The 22,385-nt window shown below is 67.2% G+C and carries 20 protein-coding genes and 2 pseudogenes; 11 read left to right on the top strand and 11 right to left on the bottom strand.

The window, feature by feature from the left end:
• Positions 1–15: 15 nt before the first annotated feature.
• The 4 genes from QC826_RS05665 (at position 16) to QC826_RS05650 (ending at position 5,434) form a co-directional block, all read left to right on the top strand.
• The gene (locus QC826_RS05665) at positions 16–3,168 is read left to right on the top strand and encodes an efflux RND transporter permease subunit (protein WP_279764747.1); all 3,153 of its coding nucleotides are present in this window, start codon (positions 16–18) and stop codon (positions 3,166–3,168) included.
• 55 nt (positions 3,169–3,223) lie between these two features.
• Entirely contained in the window at positions 3,224–4,642 is a 1,419-nt protein-coding gene (locus tag QC826_RS05660) for an efflux transporter outer membrane subunit (protein ID WP_279766399.1), read from the top strand.
• Between the two features lie 182 nt (positions 4,643–4,824).
• Complete coding sequence (locus QC826_RS05655; protein WP_279764746.1) at positions 4,825–5,178, top strand: hypothetical protein; 354 nt, start codon at positions 4,825–4,827, stop codon at positions 5,176–5,178.
• A 34-nt stretch (positions 5,179–5,212) separates the two neighbouring features.
• Entirely contained in the window at positions 5,213–5,434 is a 222-nt protein-coding gene (locus tag QC826_RS05650; protein ID WP_279764745.1) for a hypothetical protein, read from the top strand.
• Between the two features lie 99 nt (positions 5,435–5,533).
• On the opposite strand, the gene QC826_RS05645 is transcribed toward QC826_RS05650, so the two are convergent.
• Together QC826_RS05645 and QC826_RS05640 are read right to left on the bottom strand one after the other, a co-directional pair.
• Complete coding sequence (locus tag QC826_RS05645; protein ID WP_279764744.1) at positions 5,534–6,028, bottom strand: GNAT family N-acetyltransferase; 495 nt, start codon at positions 6,026–6,028, stop codon at positions 5,534–5,536.
• Positions 5,991–6,302: a DUF1778 domain-containing protein gene (locus QC826_RS05640; RefSeq protein WP_279764743.1), complete on the bottom strand. Its 312-nt coding sequence runs from the start codon at positions 6,300–6,302 to the stop codon at positions 5,991–5,993. The genes QC826_RS05645 and QC826_RS05640 overlap by 38 nt, the downstream gene beginning before the upstream one ends.
• Before the next feature lie 167 nt (positions 6,303–6,469).
• Here QC826_RS05640 and QC826_RS05635 point away from each other — a divergent pair, with 167 nt between their 5' ends.
• Positions 6,470–7,543 carry a patatin-like phospholipase family protein gene (locus tag QC826_RS05635; protein ID WP_279764742.1) on the top strand — a complete coding sequence of 358 codons (1,074 nt, stop codon included), beginning with the start codon at positions 6,470–6,472 and terminating at the stop codon, positions 7,541–7,543.
• A 180-nt stretch (positions 7,544–7,723) separates the two neighbouring features.
• Positions 7,724–9,475: a methyl-accepting chemotaxis protein gene (locus QC826_RS05630; protein WP_279764741.1), complete on the top strand. Its 1,752-nt coding sequence runs from the start codon at positions 7,724–7,726 to the stop codon at positions 9,473–9,475.
• 86 nt (positions 9,476–9,561) lie between these two features.
• On the opposite strand, the pseudogene hemW reads toward QC826_RS05630, so the two are convergent.
• The 5 genes and pseudogenes from hemW to QC826_RS05605 form a co-directional block, all read right to left on the bottom strand.
• Positions 9,562–10,825, bottom strand: a pseudogene (gene hemW, locus QC826_RS05625) (radical SAM family heme chaperone HemW).
• Entirely contained in the window at positions 10,822–11,406 is a 585-nt protein-coding gene (gene rdgB, locus QC826_RS05620; protein ID WP_279764740.1) for an RdgB/HAM1 family non-canonical purine NTP pyrophosphatase, read from the bottom strand. Before rdgB ends, hemW begins: the two are co-directional and overlap by 4 nt.
• A gap of 199 nt (positions 11,407–11,605) precedes the next feature.
• Positions 11,606–12,337, bottom strand: coding sequence for a ribonuclease PH (rph, locus tag QC826_RS05615; protein WP_279764739.1), 732 nt, complete (start codon positions 12,335–12,337; stop codon positions 11,606–11,608).
• Positions 12,327–13,307: a PP2C family protein-serine/threonine phosphatase gene (locus tag QC826_RS05610; protein ID WP_279764738.1), complete on the bottom strand. Its 981-nt coding sequence runs from the start codon at positions 13,305–13,307 to the stop codon at positions 12,327–12,329. Before QC826_RS05610 ends, rph begins: the two co-directional genes overlap by 11 nt.
• Before the next feature lie 24 nt (positions 13,308–13,331).
• A pseudogene (locus QC826_RS05605) lies at positions 13,332–14,374 on the bottom strand (serine/threonine protein kinase).
• Between the two features lie 88 nt (positions 14,375–14,462).
• Between QC826_RS05605 and QC826_RS05600 the strand changes: the two are divergent.
• The gene (locus QC826_RS05600) at positions 14,463–15,353 is read left to right on the top strand and encodes a YicC/YloC family endoribonuclease (RefSeq protein ID WP_279764737.1); all 891 of its coding nucleotides are present in this window, start codon (positions 14,463–14,465) and stop codon (positions 15,351–15,353) included.
• A gap of 95 nt (positions 15,354–15,448) precedes the next feature.
• Here QC826_RS05600 and QC826_RS05595 read toward each other — a convergent pair whose 3' ends face one another.
• Both QC826_RS05595 and QC826_RS05590 read right to left on the bottom strand, forming a co-directional pair.
• The gene (locus QC826_RS05595; RefSeq protein ID WP_279764736.1) at positions 15,449–15,862 is read right to left on the bottom strand and encodes a type II toxin-antitoxin system VapC family toxin; all 414 of its coding nucleotides are present in this window, start codon (positions 15,860–15,862) and stop codon (positions 15,449–15,451) included.
• A 9-nt stretch (positions 15,863–15,871) separates the two neighbouring features.
• Entirely contained in the window at positions 15,872–16,129 is a 258-nt protein-coding gene (locus QC826_RS05590; RefSeq protein ID WP_279764735.1) for a type II toxin-antitoxin system Phd/YefM family antitoxin, read from the bottom strand.
• Positions 16,130–16,309: 180 nt separating this feature from the next.
• On the opposite strand from QC826_RS05590, the gene gmk reads away from it, so the two are divergent.
• The 3 genes from gmk (at position 16,310) to QC826_RS05575 (ending at position 19,590) form a co-directional block, all read left to right on the top strand.
• A complete protein-coding gene (gene gmk / locus QC826_RS05585; protein ID WP_099414695.1) occupies positions 16,310–16,948 on the top strand; it encodes a guanylate kinase in 639 nt (212 codons plus the stop codon).
• A gap of 26 nt (positions 16,949–16,974) precedes the next feature.
• Complete coding sequence (rpoZ, locus tag QC826_RS05580) at positions 16,975–17,178, top strand: DNA-directed RNA polymerase subunit omega (RefSeq protein WP_091874733.1); 204 nt, start codon at positions 16,975–16,977, stop codon at positions 17,176–17,178.
• A gap of 108 nt (positions 17,179–17,286) precedes the next feature.
• On the top strand, positions 17,287–19,590 hold the full coding sequence (locus tag QC826_RS05575) for a RelA/SpoT family protein (protein ID WP_279764734.1): 2,304 nt from the start codon (positions 17,287–17,289) through the stop codon (positions 19,588–19,590).
• A gap of 29 nt (positions 19,591–19,619) precedes the next feature.
• Here the strand turns inward: QC826_RS05575 and QC826_RS05570 are convergent, their stop codons facing one another.
• Together QC826_RS05570 and greB are read right to left on the bottom strand one after the other, a co-directional pair.
• On the bottom strand, positions 19,620–20,294 hold the full coding sequence (locus QC826_RS05570) for a transposase (protein WP_279764733.1): 675 nt from the start codon (positions 20,292–20,294) through the stop codon (positions 19,620–19,622).
• Between the two features lie 200 nt (positions 20,295–20,494).
• A complete protein-coding gene (gene greB, locus QC826_RS05565; RefSeq protein WP_093384439.1) occupies positions 20,495–21,061 on the bottom strand; it encodes a transcription elongation factor GreB in 567 nt (188 codons plus the stop codon).
• A 150-nt stretch (positions 21,062–21,211) separates the two neighbouring features.
• On the opposite strand from greB, the gene QC826_RS05560 reads away from it, so the two are divergent.
• Positions 21,212–22,384: a sensor histidine kinase gene (locus tag QC826_RS05560; RefSeq protein WP_279764732.1), complete on the top strand. Its 1,173-nt coding sequence runs from the start codon at positions 21,212–21,214 to the stop codon at positions 22,382–22,384.
• The last annotated feature ends 1 nt before the right edge of the window (position 22,385 follow it).

Raw genomic sequence — 22,385 nt, 5'->3', positions numbered from 1 at the left:
TCCCAGGGAGTCCAGATGGCCAAGTTTTTCATCGACCGCCCCGTGTTCGCCTGGGTGATCGCCTTATTCATTCTGCTCGGCGGCGCGCTGGCGCTCACGGTTCTTCCCGTGGCCCAGTACCCGACCATCGCGCCGCCATCGATCGTGGTGACGGCCAACTACCCGGGCGCCACCGCCCAGGTGCTCGACGACGCCGTCACCAGCGTGATCGAGCAGGAAATGAACGGCGCCGACGGCCTGCAATACGTCGAGTCGCAGAGCGAGGCGAACGGCGCCGTCACCATCACCGTCACCTTCCAGCCGGGTACCAACCCGGACCTGGCGGCGGTCGACGTGCAGAACCGCATCAAGCGGGTCGAGTCGCGCCTGCCGGCCGCCGTCACCCAGCAGGGCGTGCAGGTCAACAAGGCGCGCTCGAACATCCTGATGTTCGTCGGCCTGTCCTCCACCGACGGCCGGCTCGACCCGACCGCGCTGGGCGACTACCTGGCGCGCAACGTGGTCAACGAGATCAAGCGCCTGCCCGGCGTCGGCCAGGCCCAGTTGTTCGGCACCGAGCGCGCCATGCGCGTCTGGATCGACCCGGCCAAGCTGGTCGGCCTGAAGATGACCATGGCCGACGTCACCGCCGCCATCAAGGCGCAGAACACCCAGGTCACCTCGGGCACGCTGGGCGACCTGCCGAGCCCGGCGCGGCAGACCTACTCGGCGCCCATCGTCGTCACCGGCCAGCTGTCCTCGCCCGGGGAGTTCGCCAAGGTGGTGCTGCGCTCCAACCCCAACGGCTCGCTGGTGCGCCTGGCCGACGTCGCCCGCGTCGAGATGGGCGGCGCCAGCTACGGCATCAGCGCGCGCCTGAACGGCGCGCCGTTCTCGGCCATCGCCGTGCAGCTGTCGCTGACCGGCAACGCGCTGCAGACCGCCACCGCCGTGCGCACCAAGATGGACGATCTGGCCAAGTACTTCCCGCCCGGCGTCAAATACACCATCCCCTACGACACCTCGCTGTTCGTCAAGATCTCCATCGAGGAGGTGGTCAAGACCCTGTTCGAGGCGGTGCTGCTGGTGTTCCTGGTGATGTACCTGTTCCTGCAGAACTTCCGCTACACCCTGATTCCGACCATCGTCGTGCCGATCGCCCTGATGGGCACCTTCGCCGCGATGCAGCTGTTCGGCTTCTCGATCAACGTGCTGACCATGTTCGGCATGGTGCTGGCGATCGGCATCCTGGTCGACGACGCCATCGTCGTGGTCGAGAACGTCGAGCGCATCATGAGCGAGGAAGGCCTGTCGCCGCGCGACGCGACGCGCAAGGCGATGTCGCAGATCACCGGCGCGATCATCGGCATCACCCTGGTGCTGATCGCCGTGTTCATCCCGATGGCCTTCTTCGGCGGCGCCGTCGGCGCCATCTACCGCCAGTTCTCGCTGGCGATGGTGTCGGCCATGGTGTTCTCGGCGCTGATGGCGCTGACCCTGACGCCGGCCCTGTGCGCCACCATCCTCAAGCCGGTCGAGGCCGGCCACCACCACGAGAAGCGCGGCTTCTTCGGCTGGTTCAACCGCCGCTTCGCCGCCACCGCCACCGGCTACCAGGGCGTGATCGCCAAGATGCTGACCCGCACCGGCCGCTACCTGCTGATCTTCGCCGCCATCCTCGGCATCGTCGCCTGGCTGTACGCCCGCCTGCCCTCGTCCTTCCTGCCCAACGAGGACCAGGGCTTCCTGATCGCCAACGTGCAGCTGCCGGCCGGCGCCTCGACCAGCCGCACCAGCGAGGTGCTGACCAAGGTCGACGCCTACTTCCGCCAGCAGCCCGGCGTGGCCCGCACCATCGCCGTGGCCGGCTTCAGCTTCTCCGGCAACGGCCAGAACGCCGGCCTGGTGTTCGTGCCGCTGAAGGACTGGAAGGAGCGCGACGCCGAACAGTCGGCCAGCGCCATCGCCCAGCGCGCCATGGGCGCCCTGTCGGGCATCCCGGACGCCATCGTCTACCCGCTCAGCCCGCCGCCGATCCGCGAGCTGGGCAACGCCACCGGCATCACCGCCCGCCTGCAGGACCGCAGCGGCCTGGGCCACGCCGCCCTGGTCGAGGCGCGCAACCAGCTGCTCGGCATGGCCGCCAAGTCGTCCATCCTCAAGGGCGTGCGCCCCGAGGGCCTGGAGGACGCGCCGCAGCTGCAGCTCGACATCGACCGCGACAAGGCCAACGCGCTCGGCGTCGCCTTCGCCGACATCAACAGCATGCTCTCGATCTCGCTCGGCTCGAGCTACGTCAACGACTTCGCCAGCAGCGGCCGGCAACAGCGCGTCATCGTCCAGGCCGACGCGCCGCGCCGCCTGCAGCCGGCCGACATCCTGCAACTGAACGTGCGCAGCAACAGCGGCGCCATGGTGCCCTTCTCGTCCTTCGCCAGCTCGCGCTGGATCACCGGCCCGGTGCAACTGGTGCGCTACAACGGCTACCCGGCCATCAAACTGACCGGCGACGCCGCGCCCGGCCGCAGCACCGGCGAGGCCATGGCCGAGCTGGAACGCCTGGCCGGCCAGCTGCCGCCCGGCTTCGGCATCGAATGGACCGGCCAGTCGCTGGAGGAAAAAACCTCCGGCTCGCAGGCGCCGGCGCTGTTCGCGCTGTCGCTGCTGGCCGCCTTCCTGGTGCTGGCCGCGCTCTACGAGAGCGAGTCGATCCCGGTGGCGGTGCTGCTGGTGGTGCCGCTCGGCGTGCTCGGCGCGCTGCTCGGCGCCACCATCCGCGGCCTGCCCAACGACGTCTACTTCAAGGTCGGCCTGATCGCCATCATCGGCCTGTCGGCCAAGAACGCGATCCTGATCATCGAGTTCGCCAAGCGCCTGCAGGCCCAGGGCATGGGCCTGGTCGAGGCCACGCTGCAGGCGGTGCACCTGCGCTTCCGGCCGATCATCATGACCTCGCTGGCCTTCATCCTCGGCGTGCTGCCGTTGGTGGTGGCCAGCGGCGCCGGCTCGGCCAGCCAGCGCGCCATCGGCACCGGCGTGATGGGCGGCATGATCACCGCCACCGTGCTGGCGGTGTTCCTGGTGCCGGTGTTCTTCGTCGTGATCCGTAAAATATTCAAGGGCAGCGAGCGCCAGCGCCGCCTGGCCGCACATGAGCTGGACCTGCCAGCGGAGAACAAACATGACTAAACCCGGCTTCGAGACCCCAACGCCGGCGCCGGCGCAAATCCACGGCGGCCGCGCCATGCCGCGCGCCGCCCTGCTGGCCGCAATGCTGGCCGTCGGCCTGCTGTCGGCCTGCTCGCTGGCGCCGACCTACCAGCGCCCCGAGGCGCCGGTGGCCGCCGCCTTCCCCGGCAATGGCAGCGGCGGCGGCGCCAGCGCCGCCAACAACGGCGCCGCCGCCGTCGACACCGGCTGGCGCGACTACTTCGCCGACGAGCGCCTGCGCCAGTTGATCGAAGCCGCGCTGGAGCACAACCGCGACCTGCGCACGGCCGCGCTGCGCATCGAGGAGGCGCGCGCCGCCTACAACGTGCAGTCGGCCGACCGCCTGCCCGGCGTCAACGCCAACCTGGCCGACACCAAGTCGAAAACGCCGGCCTTCCTGGCCCAGGGCGGCCAGCAAAGCATCGGCAAGCGCTACGACGCCGGCCTGGCCATCTCCTCCTTCGAGCTGGACTTCTTCGGCCGCGTCAAGAGCCTGAACGATGCCGCGCTGGCGCAGTACCTGGCCACCGGCGAGGCGCGCCAGGCGGCGCAGATCAGCCTGGTGGCCGAGGTCGCCAAAGCCTACTACACCGAGCGCGCCTACGCCGAGCAGTACACGCTGGCGCAGCAGAGCTACGAGGCGCGCCGCCGCACCTACGGCCTGACGCAGCAGCGCGCCGAGGTGGGCGCCTCGTCGCGCCTCGACCTGCGCTCCAACGAAACGCTGATGGAAACGGCCCGCGTCGCCGCACTGACCCTGGCGCGGCAACGCGCCCAGGCCGAGAACGCGCTGACCCTGCTGGTCGGCCAGCCGCCGGCCGGCCCGGCATCCGGCGCCATGGCCGGCGACGCCGCCATCGACGCGATGAGCGCGCTGCCGGCCGGCCTGCCGTCCGACCTGCTGGCGCGGCGGCCCGACATCCGCGCCGCCGAGCAGCGCCTGAAGGCGGCCAACGCCAACATCGGCGCGGCGCGCGCCGCCTTCTTCCCGCGCGTCAGCCTGACCGCCGCCGTGGGCAGCAGCAGCCCGTCGCTGGGCGGCCTGTTCGACGCCGGCTCGGGCAGCTGGTCGTTCGCCCCGCAGCTGCTGCTGCCGATCTTCGACGGCGGGCGCAACCGCGCCAACCTGACGCTGAGCGAGGTGCGCAAGAACCTCGCCGTGGCCGACTACGAGAAGACCATCCAGAGCGCCTTCCGCGAGGTGGCCGACGCGCTGGCCGCGCGCGACTACCTGGGCGAGCAGGTGGCGGCGCAGCGCGCCGTGCGGCTGGCCCAGGCCGACCGCCTGGCGCTGCTGCAGCTGCGCTTCGACAACGGCGTGGCCAGCGCGCTCGACGTGCTCGACGCCCAGCGCGAGCTGTTCGGCGCCGAGCAGTCGCTGGTGCAGGCGCGCCTGCTGCGCACCACCGGCGCCATCGACCTGTACCGCACCCTCGGCGGCGGCCTGAAGTAAGGCCGGCGGTCCCTTCCCGCGGGAGGGGGCCGCGCACTTCAACTTGACGAGGAAGCGAACTCGCCAACACAAGAGCTACAACAATACCCCAACGTTCAGCCCCGCGACAATAGACACTTGCCGCGCCAAGCGCGCGCACCCTCCAATTTGATGTCGACCAGACGGCAGAAAAATGGAAGACCATGGGACACGATCAGAACGGCAGGAATGAGCGACATGAGGCATGCTTACGGTATGCGGCGCGACGGCGGGAGGCCAGAGAGCTCACGGCCCTGTCGCTTTCCGACATCACAGCCACAGTCGTGCATCTGGACGACATCACACCCGATGCAATCCTTCAAACCAAAGAGTGGCGTCATGCGTATCCCGACCTCAGACAAGGCAACTGGGATTGGGAAAAGATCATCAAGCTTTTCCGCCGCCGCGCAAAGCATGTCGAGCTGGCCGCCTTGCTGGAGTTTTACAAGAGCTTGGGCTACAACAACGCGACAACCAAGGGGCGAAAAGTGATACGCTTGTCCAAAACGCTACGCTAAGTCATTGAACCAAACGTGCGAAAAGGATGAAATCATGGCTAAACAAGACAAGAAGAAGGCTCTATACGCGATCAGCTTAAAAGCGACCAGAGGCCTCTCCGTGGAACTTGACAATTCGTCTCCGCAAAACCGCGCGCGAGCTGTTGCGTACTTGAACGCGCGCCACGCCAAGTTCGTCGCCAATGCCGATCACGAAGGTGCCCAATGGCCCGACGTCGCCATTGGTGTGATGGCCGGAAAACTTGCCCGCCGCTAAAGAAATCACTGCCTCATACTCCAGCCAACACAACCGCAATTTCCTCATTTAAATGGACTCACCCCTCACCATCCGCCTCGGCGCCGTGAGTATTTCACATTATCCGGGGATGTGCGTGATCGGTATCACAAGAATCAAAGGATTGGATGGGAATGGTGTGAAGCCATAGTTCTGGTAGAAGCTCGACGCTTCGCCGTCCTTGGCGTCAACGAACAACGCAAAGCCCCCTACTTCGTCCGCGACAGCCTTGGCTTTTGCCATCGCTGCTATCAATAATGTTGCTCCGTACCCGTTTCCTTTGTGCGTTTCGGAAACTGCCAGACGTCCCAAGGTAAAGCCGGGGATTGTGTTTGGTAGACGCTTGACCAAACTTGCCGGCATGTCGCCCTTGGGCGTCATTGGGCGAATTGCCATCGTGAAAAAACCTCTGACCTGCGTAGGGTCTTCGTCGTTCGTCAATATATAGGTCTTGGAGATATTCTTGCTTTGGTGCTGCCTTGCCATCGTTTGCAGATAGTGATCAAGCTCCGGCTTACCACAGGTGAAGCGATTCACTTCATGCGCTGCGTCCAGCGCGGATAATGAGTGTGCCATTTTCTACCTTGGTTTTATACTGCGCGAAGGCCTTCGCTAGCGCCGGGTTGGGCGATGGTGGGGAGTCAAGCAGATTTATTAACATGGCAGCATCTTCACGGGTGTAGCGGATCGTGTGTTCTCGCTCGATCACCCTATTCGCTTCTTTTAGTGCTGCTTGAACCAAGAACTGGTTCAACGTAGCGCCCATCAAGTCTGCCGCCTCTTGGAGTTTCTCTGCTATTGGGCTGGAAACTCTGGCCGTAATACGGCCTCTTTCTTCCGTCGCACTCATGTGTTAAGCCTTCCGGTTGTTAGCGCTACTCGACGAGGGCATGGTAGCACACTGGTGCCATTTTGTCGCCAAGCGGTGGGAACCAAGAAGGATGTTGAACGAGGGCTGTTCACAGGCGCTCCGATCAATGGTACTCTGCCCAACAAAACCGCAATTCCCTCATTTAAATGGACTCCCCCATCACCATCCGCCTCGGCGCCCGCGCCCGCGCGCGCATCGCCGCCGAGGGTCTGCGCGCGGCCGACGTGGCCATCGTGCCGGCCGCCGCCGGCGGCCCCAAGGGCCTGATCCTGCATGGCATCGACTGCTGGCTGTTCGGCGACTGGCTGAAACAGGCGCCGCGCCAACGCCGCCTGGTCGGCGCCTCGATCGGCGCCTGGCGCATGGCCGCCGCCGCCTGCGCCGACCCGGTCGCCGCGCAGCGCCGCCTGGCCCGCCTGTACACCGCCCAGCGCTACCCGGCCAAGGTCGACGCGGCCTACGTCAGCCGCACCTGCCGCGCCCTGCTCGACGAGCTGTTCGAGGGCCGCGCCGCCGAGCCGCTCAAGCATCCCGAGCACCACCTGTCGGTGCTGACGGTGCGCGGCGCCGGCGCGCTGGCCCGCGCCAACGGCGCGCGCTGGCGCGAGACGGCCGGCTTCCTGCTGGCCGCCGCCAACAACCTGCTGGCGCGCTCGCGCCTGGCGGCGTCGATGCAGCGCGTGGTGTTCCACGACCGCCGCGACGACGCGGCCTGGCTGCGCCAGGACTTCGACGCCTTCGCCGCCCACTTCGTCGGCCTGTCCGAGGCCAACCTGCGCGACGCCCTGCTGGCCTCCGGCTCGATCCCGCTGCTGCTCGAGGCGGTGGTGGCGATCGCCGGCGCGCCGCCCGGCGCCTACTGGGACGGCGGCCTGATCGACTACCACCTGCACCTGCCCTACCAGCGCGACCCCGGCCTGGTGCTGTACCCGCACTTCGCCGACCACATCGTGCCCGGCTGGCTGGACAAGTCGCTGCCCTGGCGCCGCGCCCGCGACGCCGCGCTCGACAACGTCATACTGGTGTCGCCGTCGCCGGCCTTCCTCGCCACCCTGCCCAACGGCAAAATGCCGGACCGGCGCGACTTCAAGTTCTACGGCCAGGACCACGCCGCCCGCATGCGCGACTGGGGCCGCGCCATCGCCGAGAGCGAACGCCTGGCCGAGGCCTGCGCGCGCTGGGCCGAGCGGCCCGACCTGCGCCTGGCGGCGGCTTTCTAGATCATTCCAGTAATGAAATATTGTTAGAAAAAAGCAACAATCTCGACAGCGATTTCCATGTCTTCGGAAAACCGATCGGCGCATACTAGCAAGTTAGTTGGCAACTCAGTTGGCAAGTCAGTTGGCAAATCAGCAGCCCTGCCAGCCGACCTGGTCCGATCGACTCCCTGGAGGTCCACCATGAACATTTTGTCGCATCTGCGCATTTCCACCCGCCTCGGACTGGGCTTCGCCATCGTGCTGACGCTGTCCGTGGTGGCCACCTCGGTGGCCCTGGTCAACGCCCGCGCCACCGCCGAGGCGACCAAGCAAATGATGGCCAAGCCGCTGGCCAAGGAGCGCATCGTCTCCGACTGGTACGTGCTGATCTACTCGGCGGTGGCGCGCACGGCGATGATCGCGCGCAGCAGCGACAACGAGCTGTCGACCACCTTCGCCGACGTCATCGCCGCCAGCAGCAAGAAGGGCGGCGCCCTGCTCGACACCATCCAGGGCCTGATCGCCAGCGACGAGGAAAAGCAGATGTACCAGTCCGCCGTGGCGCTGCGCGGCAAGTACCAGGACGCCAAGACGGCCGTGATGAACGCCAAGAAGGCCGGCGACGCGGCGCTCGCCGAGCGGCTCTACAAGGACAGCTTCGCGCCGGCCGCCGACGCCTACCAGGGCAAGGTGCAGGCCTTCCTGGCGCACCAGCGCAAGATGATCGACGACACCGCCCACGCCATCGACGCCGCCAACGACCGCTCCAACCTGCTGCTGACGGTGCTGGCGGCGCTGCTGGTGGTGGTCGGCGGCAGCGCCGCCTGGGTCATCTCGCGCAGCATCACGGTGCCGCTCAAGTCGGCGCTGGACATCGCCGGCACCGTCGCCTCGGGCGACCTGACCACCCAGTTCCAGGCCAGCGCGGGCGACGAGATCGGCGACCTGATGACGGCGCTGAAGGCGATGAACGAGGCGCTGCGCAACATCGTCAGCCAGGTGCAGGTGGGCACCCACTCGATCGCCACCGCCTCGGCCGAGATCGCCTCGGGCAACCTCGACCTGTCCTCGCGCACCGAGCAGCAGGCCAGTTCGCTCGAGGAGACCGCCTCGTCGATGGAGCAGCTGACCTCGACGGTGCGGCAGAACGCCGACAACGCGCGCCAGGCCAACACGCTGGCGCAGGCCGCCTCCGACGTGGCGGAGAAGGGCGGCAGCATCGTCGGCCAGGTGGTCGACACGATGGGCTCGATCGACGCCTCGGCCAAGAAGATCGTCGACATCATCGGCGTCATCGACGGCATCGCCTTCCAGACGAATATTCTGGCACTCAACGCGGCCGTCGAGGCGGCGCGCGCCGGCGAGCAGGGCCGCGGCTTCGCCGTGGTCGCCTCGGAGGTGCGCAACCTGGCGCAGCGCTCGGCCGGCGCCGCCAAGGAGATCAAGGCGCTGATCGGCGACTCGGTCGAGCAGGTCGACATCGGCGCGCGCCTGGTGCAGCAGGCCGGCGCCACCATGGGCGAGGTGGTCGCCAGCGTCAAGCGGGTCACCGACATCATGGGCGAGATCACCTCGGCCAGCAGCGAGCAAAGCATCGGCATCGACCAGGTCAACGTCGCCATCGCGCAGATGGACCAGGTGACCCAGCAGAACGCCGCGCTGGTCGAGCAGGCGGCGGCAGCGGCGGCCAGCATGCAGGAGCAGGCCGCCGGGCTGGCGCAGGCGGCGTCCATGTTCAGGCTGGGCCACGACATGGCCGCGCTGGCGGCGGCGCCACCGCGGCGCGCCGTGCCGGCGGCGGTGGTGGCGGCGGCGCGGCCGCAACGCCCCGCCGTGGCGACGCCGAAGCACCTGGGCGCCAAGGCCGCCGCGCCGGCCGCCGCCAAGCCGGCGACGAGCGCGCGCAAGCCGGTCGCGGCCGGCGCCGACAAGGACGAGTGGGAGGAGTTCTAGCCCGACTCTGCTAGCCCGGCGGGCGCCGCGCGGACGGCAAAAGGGCGGGCTCGCGGCCTGCCCTTCTTTGTTCAGCCCTGCGCGGCTCAGCCGCCCAGGAACATCTGCTGCAGGTCGTTGAGGAAGCGCTGCCCCAGCTCGGTCGGCCGGATGGTCTTGTGGTCGCGGTACAGCAAGCCCCTGGCCTCGGCGGCGTTGAGCTGCTGCTCGATGGCGTTGATGCCCATGCCGGTGCGCTCGGCGAACAGGTTGGCGTCGAAGCCGGCGTGCAGGCGCAGGGTGTTGAGCATGAACTCGAAGCCCATGTCGTCGCGGCCGATCTCGTACTCCTCCTGCACCGGATTGCCGGCGCGTACCGCGTCCATGTAGGACTTGGGCTGCTTGTAGCGCGCCTGGCGCAGCACCCTGTGCGGGAAGGAGATCTTCGAGTGCGCCCCGGCGCCGATGCCGAGGTAGTCGCCGAACTCCCAGTAGTTCAGGTTGTGGCGCGCGCGCCGGCCCGGCTGGGCGTAGGCCGACACCTCGTACTGGCCGTAGCCGCGCGCCGCCGTCATCTGCGCGATCAGGTCCGTGCATGTCGGCGCTGGCGTCGTCGTCGGGCAGCGCCGGCGGGTACTTGGCGAACACCGTGTTCGGCTCCATCGTCAGGTGGTACAGCGACAGGTGCGGCGGCTGGAACGACATCGCCGTCTCCAGGTCGGCCTGCGCCTCGGCCAGCGTCTGCGACGGCAGCGCGTACATCAGGTCGAGGTTGAAGTTGTCGAAGTTGGCCTGCGCGATCTCGACGGCGCGGCGCGCCTCCTTGTCGTCGTGGATGCGGCCCAGCGCCTGCAGGTGGCGGCCGTTGAAGCTCTGGATGCCGATCGACAGGCGGTTGACGCCGCTGGCGCGGTAGGACTTGAACTTCTCCGCCTCGAAGGTGCCGGGGTTGGCCTCCATGGTGATCTCGACGTCGCCGTCGAGCGGCAGCAGGGTGCGCACGTCCGACAGCAGCCGGTCCAGGCCGGCCGCCGACATCAGGCTGGGCGTGCCGCCGCCGATGAAGATGGTGTAGATCTTGCGGCCCCAGATCAGCGGCAGCGCCATCTCCAGGTCGGCGCGCACGGCGTCGAGGTACTCGGCCTCGGGGAAGGGGCCGCCCTTGGCCTCGTGCGAGTTGAAGTCGCAGTACGGGCACTTCTTCACGCACCAGGGGAAGTGGATGTACAGCGACAGCGGCGGCAGCGCGGTCAGGTTCAGCGTGCCCGGCTGCAGGTACTTGAGGGCCACGCCGGCCGCGTCGGAGATGTCCGCCGCCGGCCGGGACGGCGCCGTCTTGCTCGGCGCGCCGACCACTTTGATCGGGATCATCGCAGCTTCTCGACCAGCGCGCGCAGCGCCTGGCCACGGTGCGACAGCGCGTTCTTCTCGTCGGCGCTCAGCTCGGCGGCGCACTTGCCCAGCGCCGGGATGTAGAAGTGCGGGTCGTAGCCGAAGCCGCCGTTGCCGCGCGGCGTGGCGACCATCTCGCCGTTCCAGCGGCCGTCGGCGATGACCGGCTGCGGGTCGTCGGCGTGGCGCACGAACACCAGCACGCAGTAGTAGTAGGCCGACTTGTCGGCATGGCCGGCCAGGTCGGCGATCATTTTCTCGTTGTTGCGGGCGTCCGACTTGGGCTCGCCGGCGAAGCGCGCCGAGTACACGCCGGGCGCGCCGCCCAGCGCGTTGACGCAGACGCCGGAGTCGTCGGCCAGCGCCGGCAGGCCGGTCAGGCGGGCGGCGTGGCGGGCCTTTTGCAGCGCGTTCTCGACGAAGGTGTGGAAGGGTTCGTCCGCTTCGGGCACGTCGTACTCGCCCTGGGCGTGGACGGAAAAGCCGACGGTCGACAGCAGCTCGTTGAATTCCTTGAGCTTGCCCGCGTTGTTGGAGGCGAGGATGAGGCGTTGGGTCATGGGTGTTCCGGCAAAAAGAGGGCTGCCCGGGCCGCGCGGGGTGAAACGGCGCGGCGGGCGGTTGGGGTGCCGACATTGTAAACCTTTTGCCGGGGCGGCGCCGGCAGAGCGCAGCTGAACTAACAAAACCCAGCGGCGCAAATCCAGGGTCAGACCCTAGGGTCTGACCCTAGCTCGGCGCCGTTGGGTGGTTCTAGCCCTAGGCCAGGCCGAGCGCCTGCTTCTGCAGCTTGATCAAATCGGCGATGCCGCCCTGCGCCAGGTCGAGCAGGCGGTCCATGCCGGCGCGGTCGAAGGCGGCGCCCTCGGCGGTGCCCTGCACTTCGATGAAGTGGCCGGCGTCGGTCATCACCACGTTCATGTCGGTGTCGCAGCCGGAGTCCTCGACGTAGTCCAGGTCCAGCACCGGCATGCCCTTGTAGACGCCGACCGAGATGGCGGCGACGAAGTGCTTCAGCGGGATGGCCGGCACGGCGCCGCGCGCCACCAGCTGGGAGAAGGCGTCGTAGGCGGCGACCATGGCGCCGGTGATCGAGGCGGTGCGGGTGCCGCCGTCGGCCTGGATGACGTCGCAGTCCAGGTGCAGGGTGCGCTCGCCGAAGGCCGCCAAGTCGAAGGCGGCGCGCAGCGAGCGGCCGATCAGGCGCTGGATCTCCTGGGTGCGGCCGGACTGCTTGCCGCGCGCCGCCTCGCGGTCCATGCGGGTGTGGGTCGAGCGCGGCAGCATGCCGTATTCGGCCGTCATCCAGCCCTGCCCCTTGCCCTTCAGGAAGCCGGGCACCTTGTCCTCGATGCTGGCGGTGCAGATCACCTTGGTGTCGCCGCACTCGATCAGCACCGAGCCCTCGGCGTGCTTGGTGTACTGGCGGGTCAGGCGCAGGCTGCGCAGGGCATCGACGGCGCGGCCGCTGGGACGGGATTCAAAGGTCATTGTTGTCTTTTCGTGTCAGTAGGTTGGTGGATTTTTCTATCGCCGCGCGGATCTCCGCGATGGCTTTTTCGATCTCGGCGTCGTTGAAGGCGTCGACCTCGGGGACGGCGCCGGCGTCGCCCCCGGCCACGCCGAGGATGGTGGTGCCGCCCTGGTCCTCGGCCAGCGTCTCGGTGGAGACCACGGTCGACATGTGCTCGGCCGGCAGGCTGGCCGCGCCGCTGCTCAGCGGGGCGCCCTGCCACATGATGGCCAGCGCGGTGACGTTGTCGCTGCCGGCGCCGGCCGTGGCCAGGGCCGCCCGCAGCATCTCGGGCACGGCGCGCACCACGGTCTGCTCGCTCAGGCGGCGCGCCATTTCGTCGTCCGGCAGCATAGACCACAAACCGTCGGAGCACAATAACATCAGGTCGCCCGGCAGCAGGCTGGCCGGCCGCGACAGCTCGATGCGCGGCAGCTGGGCCGCCCCCAGGCAGTTGTAGAGCTTGTTGCGGTCGGGGTGGGTGGCGCGCTCGGACGGCGCCGCCAGGCCCTTGGCGATCAGGTTTTCGATATGCGAGTGGTCGCGCGTGCGCGCCAGTATCCGGCCGCCGCGCAGCCAGTACAGGCGCGAATCGCCGCAGTGCGCCCAGGTCGCCGTGTTGTGCTGCACCAGGCAGGCCACCACGGTGGTGCGCGGCGTGTCGGGCAGCTGGTGGGCCAGGCTGTAGCGGTGGATCTCCTGGTGCGCCTCGAGCAGCGCCTGCTCGAGGAAGCGCTCCGGCTTTTTCACGTAGGGCTTGGCCTGCTGCTGGAACAGCGCGGAGACGGCCTGCAGGGTCAGGCCGGCGGCCACCTCGCCGAGCAGGTGGCCGCCCATGCCGTCGGCCAGCACCAGCAGCAGGGCGTCGCGGGTGTAGCTGTAGCCCATGCGGTCCTGGTTGACCTTGCGGCCGCCGATCTGGCTTTCCTGGTAGACGGAGAATTGCATGGGGCGGGCCTTCGCGGTGGGGGTCTAGGGCTGCAGCGTGTTGGCTGGCGGCAGCGACGGCGGCGGCGCGGCCCGGCGCAGCAGGCCGAGGCGGCGCAGCCAGCCGCGCCAGGCGAAGCGCTCCGCCGCCGCGTCCGCCGCCGGCCCGGCGGTTGGCGCGGCCGCCGCCGCGCCCGCCGTCGCGGCCGGCGCCTGCTGCAACAGCTTCTGCAGCGCGAACAGGCTTTGCGGCCGCGCCAGCGGGTCGAGCTGCAGACACCAGCGCACCAGCTTGACCAGCTCGGCCGAGTAGGCGCCGTCGAGCTTGAGGAAGTGCTGCTCCATCTTGTCGTCGAGGCGGCGCTGGTCGGCCGGCTGCGGCGGCGAGCCGACCATGCAGGCGAACATCGAGGCGCCGATGCTGTACACGTCCGACCACGGCCCCAGCCCGCCGGCCCTGGCGTACAGCTCGGGCGGGGCGAAACCGGGCGTGTACATCGGCGTCAGCGTCGGCAGGTCGTTGTTGATGGTCTGGCGCGCCGCGCCGAAGTCGAGCAGCATCGGGCTGCCGTCGTTGCGCAGGTAGATGTTGGCCGGCTTCAGGTCCAGGTGCAGCAGCTGGTTGGCGTGCACCTCGCGCAGCCCTCGAGCACCTGGACGAAAATCTGCCGGATGAAGGCCTCGCCCAGCTTGCCGCCCTTGGCGCGCTGGCGCTGGATCTGCTCCTGCAGCGAGTGGCCGGACTCGTAGGCCATGACCATGTAGACGGTCTCGTTGGCGCGGAAGAAGTTGAGCACGCGCACCACGTTGGGGTGGGCGATGCGCGCCAGCGCCCGGCCCTCCTCGAAGAAGCACTTCAGGCCGATGCGGAACACCGGCAGGTGCGGCTTGGCGATGAGCGGCACCAGCTCGCCCGGCTGGCGCAGCGCCAGCGAGCTGGGCAGGTATTCCTTGATCGCCACCGCGTTGCCGTCGCCGTCGTAGGCCAGGTAAACAATACTGAACCCGCCGGACGCAATTTTCTTTACAATGCGGTATCCAGCAATTTCCAGACCATCGGGCAACGGGGCGTTGTTTTGAGCAGCCATAGTTTTCCTCGCCTCAACAGGTCGATTGTGTGGATAAATCACTGTTTTGTAAAGATTAAATCGGGGACATCCATTGAGCATTTCCAGCATGACAGGCTACGCGGTTGCCACCAGCGAAAGCGCGGCGGGGACACTGACGATTGAAATCAAGAGCGTGAACTCGCGCTTTCTCGACCTTCAGTTTCGAATAAACGACGATTTGCGCGCGCTCGAGCCCGATTTGCGCGCCGCCGTCATGGCCGCCATCACCCGCGGCAAGGTCGAATTGCGCCTCAGTTTCGGCCGCAAGGCCGCCACCGCCGGCACCCAGGCGCTGAACCTGCCGCTGCTGACGGAGTTGCAACGCCTGCAACTCGAGGTCGGCCAGCACTTCGCCGGCGCGCCGGTGATGACGGTGGCCGAGCTGCTGCGCTGGCCCGGCGTGATCGAGGAGGCGCAGATCGGCCAGGAGTCGCTGCAGGCCGACGTCGCCGCCCTCACCGCGCGTACCGTGGCCGCCTTCGTCACCAGCCGCCAGCGCGAGGGCGCGGCGCTGGAGGCCATGCTGACCTCGCGCATCGACGCCATGGACGTCATCGTGCGCCGCATCACGCCGCTGATCCCGCAGGTGGTGTCGGCCTTCCAGCAGAAGGCCGTCGAGCGCATGCAGGACGCGCTGGGCCTGGCCTGCCAGGGCTCGAACTCGGCGCTGTCGCGCCAGGACGCGCTCGAGCGCATCCGCCAGGAGGTGATCCTGTACGGCATCCGCATCGACGTGGCCGAGGAGCTGGGCCGCCTGTCGGCCCACTTGAACGAGACCCGCCACATCCTGAAAAAGGGCGGCCAGGTCGGCAAGCGGCTCGACTTCATGATGCAGGAACTCAACCGCGAGGCCAACACGCTGGGCGCCAAGGCCTCCGTCAAGGAGCTGGCCGACGCCTCGATGGAACTGAAGCTGCTGATCGAGCAGATGCGCGAACAGGTGCAGAACCTCGAGTAGGCCACGGCGGCCGGCGCCACGATACCCTGGGAATTGCACGATAACGGAGCTGGTGTTATCGTGCACATACCCTGTTCGAAATGGTGCCTATCTGGTCAGCCAGGTTTCTGGTCGAAGGGGTTCAATAGCTTAACGGCGAAGTGTTTGAAATCACCGACATTGCGCGTCACCACGGTCAGCTCGTGCAGCATTGCCGTCGCCGCGATCATGGCATCCTCATACAGGGTATCGGAGCGCCCGTGCATGAGACGCGCCCATAGGCGAAAAGTTTCAGCCTCCATCGGCAGCACGTTGTAGGCTGCCGAAATCATATCGGCCCATTGTTCTATTTCCACGGCCTTGGCGACATCCCGACGACGAGTCAACTCTATGCCGGCTTGAATCTCACCCAAGCTCACCGCCGACAAGTACAAATCCCCCTCCGCCACCGAGCCTATCCAAGCGAGAACTGCGCCGTGCGGCCGACGTCGGCGCAGTTCGGAAATGACGTTGGTATCGAGCAGAAACACGCAGCTAACCTATCGTACGGGCTTGACAGCTCTACGCCGCGCCACCTCCCGAGGTGGAACCAAGGAGTCAGTGCGCGCCAAATCCGACAGAAGCAACTCCTTCAATGATGGCTTGGCGCCGCCCTGCAAACGCCGCCATTGGTCGGCCGACACCAGCACGGCCGCTTCGGCGCCACGCCGGGTCACCATCTGCGGGCCGTCCGCCAAACATGCGTCAAGAAATTCGCCGAAACGCGCTTCGGCGTCTTGCACAGGCCAAGTTCTCATGGGAATCCCCCTTCAGCTAGGTACCTGACTAGTCTAGCACCGCGCGGCGGGAATTCCGCCGAATCGACGCGATCTTGCTTGGCCGCAAAGCGTTGCTTTTGGTAAAATACGCCTTTGGGCGACGCACAGCGGTATTATTCGAGCATAGCGCGCTGCCCGCCCACGTTTCGAAGGATTAACATGACCCAAGCCAACGCCTTCTCCGGCAGCCTGTTCATGGTGGTGGCCCCGTCCGGCGCCGGCAAGTCGACCCTGGTCAACGCGCTGCTGGCGCAGGAGCCGGCCATCAAGCTGTCGATCTCGACCACCACCCGCGCGCCCCGTCCGGGCGAGACCCACGGCAAGGAGTACTACTTCACCAGCGCCGAGGACTTCGTCGCCCGCGCCGCCGCCGGCGAGTTCCTCGAATGGGCCGAGGTGCACGGCAACTACTACGGCACCTCGCGCATCATGGTCGAGCAGCAGATGAAGACCGGCACCGACATCCTGCTGGAGATCGATTGGCAGGGCGCCCGCCAGGTGAAAAAGCAGTTCCCGCAGGCGGCCGGCATCTTCATCCTGCCGCCCTCGATCGCCGCGCTGGAGGAGCGCCTGAACAAGCGCGCCACCGACGAACCGCACGTGATCACGCGGCGCCTGCTGGCGGCCGGCGGCGAAATCGCCCACGCTCCGGAGTTCGAGTATGCTATCATCAACGAAGAATTTTCGGTCGCCCTGTCGGAGCTGAGCGCGATCGTCCGAGCGGCCCGTTGCCGGTTTGCGCAACAAGCGGCCCGCAACGCCTCGCTGTTCGCCCAGTTGGGCATCCACGCTGAATAAAAAAACACCACGCTAGAGGAATCAAGATGGCCCGTATTACTATTGAAGATTGTCTGAAAACCATTCCAAACCGCTTCCAGCTGACCCTGGCCGCCACCTACCGCGCGCGCCAACTGCTGCAAGGCCACACCCCGAAGGTCGAGGCCAAGGACAAGCCGACCGTGGTCGCCCTGCGCGAAATCGCCGCCGGCAAGGTCGGCATTGAAATGTTGAAAAAGGTTCCAATGTAAGTTGGGAACCTGCGTTCCCCGGCAGTGAGCATGGCGCGGTAGTTCAGGCACCAATTGTAAAATTTTTGACATTCGCACTGCGTCACACTGCGACGGACCGCACCCTGTATGAACCTGAATCCCGCCGACCTTCCCTCCAGCGGCAAGCCCGCCACGCGGGCCAACAGCCCGGCCAACGCGCCGGGCGCCGCCGCGTCCGGCGCGGGCAGCAACGGCGCCTCCGGCGCCGGCATCGTCTCGGCCTCGCCGCTGGCGACCCCCACCCTGAACGCCGGCGTCGCCTCGGTGACCCATCTGCGCGAGAAGCTGGCCGAGTACCTCAGCCCGGCCGACCTGCAGAAGGTCAAGGAGGCCTACCGCTTCTCCGACGAGATGCACCTGGGCCAGGTGCGCAAGTCGGGCGAACCCTACATCTCCCACCCGATCGCCGTCGCCGAGATCTGCGCCGACTGGAAGCTCGACGCCCAGGCCATCATGGCGGCCCTGCTGCACGACGTGATGGAGGACCAGGACGTCAAGAAGGACGAGCTGATCGAGCGCTTCGGCGCGCCCGTCGCCAGCCTGGTCGACGGCCTCTCCAAGCTCGAGAAGATCGAGTTCCAGAGCCAGATCGAGGCGCAGGCGGAGAACTTCCGCAAGATGCTGCTGGCCATGGCCTCGGACGTGCGCGTCATCCTGATCAAGCTGGCCGACCGGCTGCACAATATGCGCACCCTCGAGGTGATGGCGCCGGCCAAGAAGGCGCGCATCGCCAGCGAGACCATGGAGGTGTATGTGCCGATCGCCCACCGGCTCGGCCTCAACAACATCTACCGCGAGCTGCAGGACCTGTCCTTCTCGCACCTCTACCCGATGCGCTACCGTACCCTGGCCAAGGCGGTCAAGGCGGCGCGCGGCAACCGCCGCGAGGTGGTCAAGAAGATCCTCGAGTCGGTCAAGAGCACGCTGGCGATGGCCAACATCGAGGCCGAGGTGTACGGCCGCGAGAAGACCCTGTACGGCATCTACCGCAAGATGCGCGGCAAGCACCTGTCGTTCTCGCAGGTGCTCGACGTCTACGGCTTCCGCGTCGTCGTCGACAGCTTCCCCAACTGCTACGTCGCGCTGGGCACCCTGCACTCGCTGTACAAGCCGATGCCGGGCAAGTTCAAGGACTACATCGCGATCCGCAAGCTGAACGGCTACCAGTCGCTGCACACCACCCTGATCGGCCCCTACGGCACGCCGGTCGAGTTCCAGATCCGCACCCAGGACATGCACCGCACCGCCGAGTCCGGCGTGGCGGCGCACTGGTTGTACAAGAACGGCGAGTCGAACCTGAGCGACCTGCAGCAGCGCACCCACGCCTGGCTGCAGTCGCTGCTCGACATCCAGCAGCAGACCGGCGACTCGGCCGAGTTCCTCGAGCACGTCAAGGTCGACCTGTTCCCCGACTCGGTCTACGTGTTCACGCCGAAGTCGAAGATCATCGCCCTGCCGCGCGGCGCCACCCCGGTCGACTTCGCCTACTCGATCCACACCGGGATCGGCGACCACACGGTGTCGGTCAACATCAACGGCGAGTCGGCCTCGCTGCGCACCGAGCTGCGCAACGGCGACATCGTCGAGATCGTCACCGACTCGAACTCGCGGCCCAGCCCGACCTGGCTGTCGTTCGTGCGCACCGGCAAGGCGCGCTCGGCCATCCGCCACCACCTGCGCACCATCAACCTGCCCGAGTCGATCGTGCTGGGCCAGCAGCTGCTGGCGCAGGCCTTGACCACGCTGGGGCTCAACCCGGTGATGGAGGAGCAGCTGATCGAGCGTCTGCTCAACGAGTCCAGCGCCAAGTCGCTCGACGAGCTGTTCGCCGACATCGGCATCGGCAAGCGCATGGCGGCGCTGGTGGCGCGCCACATCTTCGGCCTGATCGGCGGCGAGTCGGCCAGCGCGCCGATCGACCACAACAGCGCCGCCGAGCTCGACCCGGTGACCATCTGCGGCAGCGAGGGCGTCTCGGTGCAGCTGGCGCAGTGCTGCCTGCCGATCCCCGGCGACCAGATCATCGGCCAGCTGCGCCGCGACCAGGGCCTGCAGGTGCACACCACCGACTGCACCCTGGCCAAGCGGCAGAAGGCCAAGGAGCCGGACCGCTGGATCGCCGTCAAGTGGGGCACGGAGCTGAACCGCCGCTTCGACAGCCGCATCAAGCTGTTGATCAACAACGAAAAGGGCATCCTGGCCCGCGTCGCCGCCGAGATCGGGGAGTCCGACGCCAACATCACCTACGTCGGCATGGACGAGGACAAGGAACACGTGCTGCACCAGCTGCGCTTCACCATCCAGGTGAAGGACCGCGTGCATTTGGCCGGCCTGCTGCGCAACGTGCGCCGCGTGGTCGGCGTCAACCGCATCCTGCGCGAGCGCAGCTAGGGCGAACTGCTGGCGGATCGAGGGATCGCTCACATAGGGTCAGACCCTAGGGTCTGACCCTGTTTTCGTACAGCGGCGGCGCGCGTCATGAACGCCTGGTCTCCCCAAGCAAAGTCGCTGTTCGTTGCCAAGCGCAGATCGTCTATCCGCTTTTGCTTGGACGGGCTTCCAAACAAGGCTCGATATGCTTGCCGTCGCTGACCAGCATCACTGGCCAGGCCCAGGTAGCGCGGATGCGGAGTGAGAATCGGATCACCCTGCCCTTCGGCGTTGCCACGATAGCTGGACCATCGGTAGCGCGCCGGATCGGACACCAAGTGCGCGCGCACCGGATTTAATTCGATGTAGCGTTGGCACTGCATCAAGTAGCCGTCTTCCTGCACCAGGCAAGACTTGTATCTCCCCTCCCATAGCGTCCCTGTGCGCTGATAGCGTCGATTCACATGATGGGTGAAGTATTGTCCAAGCATTTTCATCAGCGCGCCCGGCGCAGCAACATTTGACGCGGACAACAGCAAATGAATATGGTTGCTCATCAAGACATAGGCGTGCACCCGGCATTCGGAGCGCCCCGCCAGCTCTTCCAGCCAATCAAGGTAGGCCAGGTAGTCCGCATCGGCAAAGAAACATTGCTGCCGGTTGTTTCCTCGTTGAATGATGTGCAGCGGGACATCGGGCAACACGAGGCGGGCGCGGCGCGGCATGGCGGCATTCCTAGCTGGTCGGAACGGCCAGTATGGCTAGCACCTGCCGCCATGCCCTGACGTGTCGCAAGGCGTGGCGAACTTGGTCGTGGCGTAGGCGCAAAGAATAGGATGAAGTGGAAAAGACTCGCCGTGCGGAACCCGCCGCCAGCAGTGCGCCAGGGTCAGACCCTAGGGTCTGACCCTCGTTTTCCCCGCCACTATTCCCCGGCAGGCGCCGGGTAGCTCACTTCGAGGATCTCCATCTCCTCGACGCCGTGCGGCGCCTGGAAGCTGACCAGGTCGCCCTCGCGCGCCTTGGTCAACGCGCGCGCCACCGGCGCCACCCAGCTGATCTTGCCCTTCAGCGGGTCGAGCTCGTCGATGCCGACGATGGTGATGGTGCGCGTTTCGCCGTCCTGGTTGCTGTAGGTGACGGTGGCGCCGAAGAACACCTGGTCGCTGCCGTGGTGCACGCTGGGGTCGACGATGGCGGCCAGGTCCATGCGCTTGGTGAGGAAGCGGATGCGCCGGTCGATCTCGCGCAGGCGCCGCTTGCCGTAGATGTAGTCGCCGTTCTCCGAGCGGTCGCCGTTGGAGGCGGCCCAGTGGACGATGCGCACCACCTCGGGCCGCGCCACGTCGATCAGCTCGAGCAGCTCGTCCTTGATGCGCTGGTAGCCGGCCGGCGTGATGTAGTTCTTCGAGCCCGGCGGGATGGCCAGGGCCAGCGCGGCGGCCTCGTCGTCGTCGTCCTGGTCGGACTCTTTCACGAATGCTTTGTTCATGCCTCCATTGTAGCGGCTGGCGCCGGCCGGCGCCGCCCTGTTTACCTCGCAAGCCCGGCTTTTTCACGTATCATCGGGGCAAGCCGGCCCAGCCGGCGCTCCCGCCACGCAACCACCGCCCAGACCGCCATCAGCCCCAGCCACAACCCCATGCCCACCCGCCACCCCGCTCCGCGCGAACCGGCCGCCCTGGCGGCCGAACTGGAACAGGTCCAGTCGCGCTTCAACGCCATCGTCTCCAACACCCCCGGCCTGGTCTACCAGTTCGCCGTCGACGCCGCCGGCGCCGTCTCCTTCCCCTACCTGAGCGACGGCTGCCAGGCCCTGCTCGGCCTGACCGCCGCCGAACTGGCCGCCGAGCCGGCCCGCTTCCTGCAACTGATCCTGGCCGACGACCGCAAGTCCTACCTCGACTCGATGCAGGCCTCGGCCGCCGCGCTGTGGAGCTGGAACTGGGAGGGCCGCATCTGGGTCGAGGCCTGGAAGGACGTCAAGTGGATCAACCTGCGCTCGACCCCGCGCGCGCTGGCCGATGGCAGCGTGCAATGGGAGGGCATCATGACCAACATCACCGAGAGCCGGCTCGAGCAGCTCGAGGTGCGCCAGTCGCGCGCCCGGCTGGCCGAGTTGACCGCCCACATCGAGCGCGTCAAGGAGCAGGAGCGCACCCGCATCGCGCGCGAGATCCACGACGACCTGGGCGGCAACCTGACCGCCATCAAGATGGCGCTGGCCATGCTGGCGCGGCGCCTGCCGGCCGACGACGCCGCCCTGCAGGAGAAGGCCGGCTACCTCGACGCCCTGGTCGACCGCACCATCGACGCGGTGCACCGCATCTCGCTCGACCTGCGCCCCTCGATGCTCGACCTGGGCATCGTCGCCGCGCTGGCCTGGCAGAGCCGCGAGTTCGAGAAGCAGGCCGGGCTGCACTGCAGCTTCAGCGCCAACCAGAAGGAGATCGACCTCGACCTGGACCAGGCCACCGCCCTGTTCCGCATCTTCCAGGAGGCGCTGACCAACATCGCCAAGCACGCCAAGGCCAGCCGGGTCACCGTCAAGCTGGTCCAGACGCGCCACTACGTCAGCCTGAAGATCAGCGACAACGGCGGCGGCATCTGGCAGGCCGACCGCGCCAAGCCGCACTCCTTCGGCATCCGCGGCATGGTCGAGCGGGCCAACGCGCTGGGCGGCACGTTGACGCTGAGCCACGCGGTGGGCGGCGGCACTGTTGTCGCCATTAAAATAAAACGCGAAAGCGCGCGCGAATCGCTCATCGCCGCCGCCGCCGGGGCTACAATAGCAAGTATTGCTCCACCGAAATAGT

This window comes from Rugamonas sp. DEMB1 (genome assembly GCF_029834475.1).
GTDB classification, from domain to species: Bacteria; Pseudomonadota; Gammaproteobacteria; order Burkholderiales; family Burkholderiaceae_D; genus Rugamonas; species Rugamonas rubra.
This window is presented reverse-complemented; position numbering and strand designations above follow the sequence as displayed.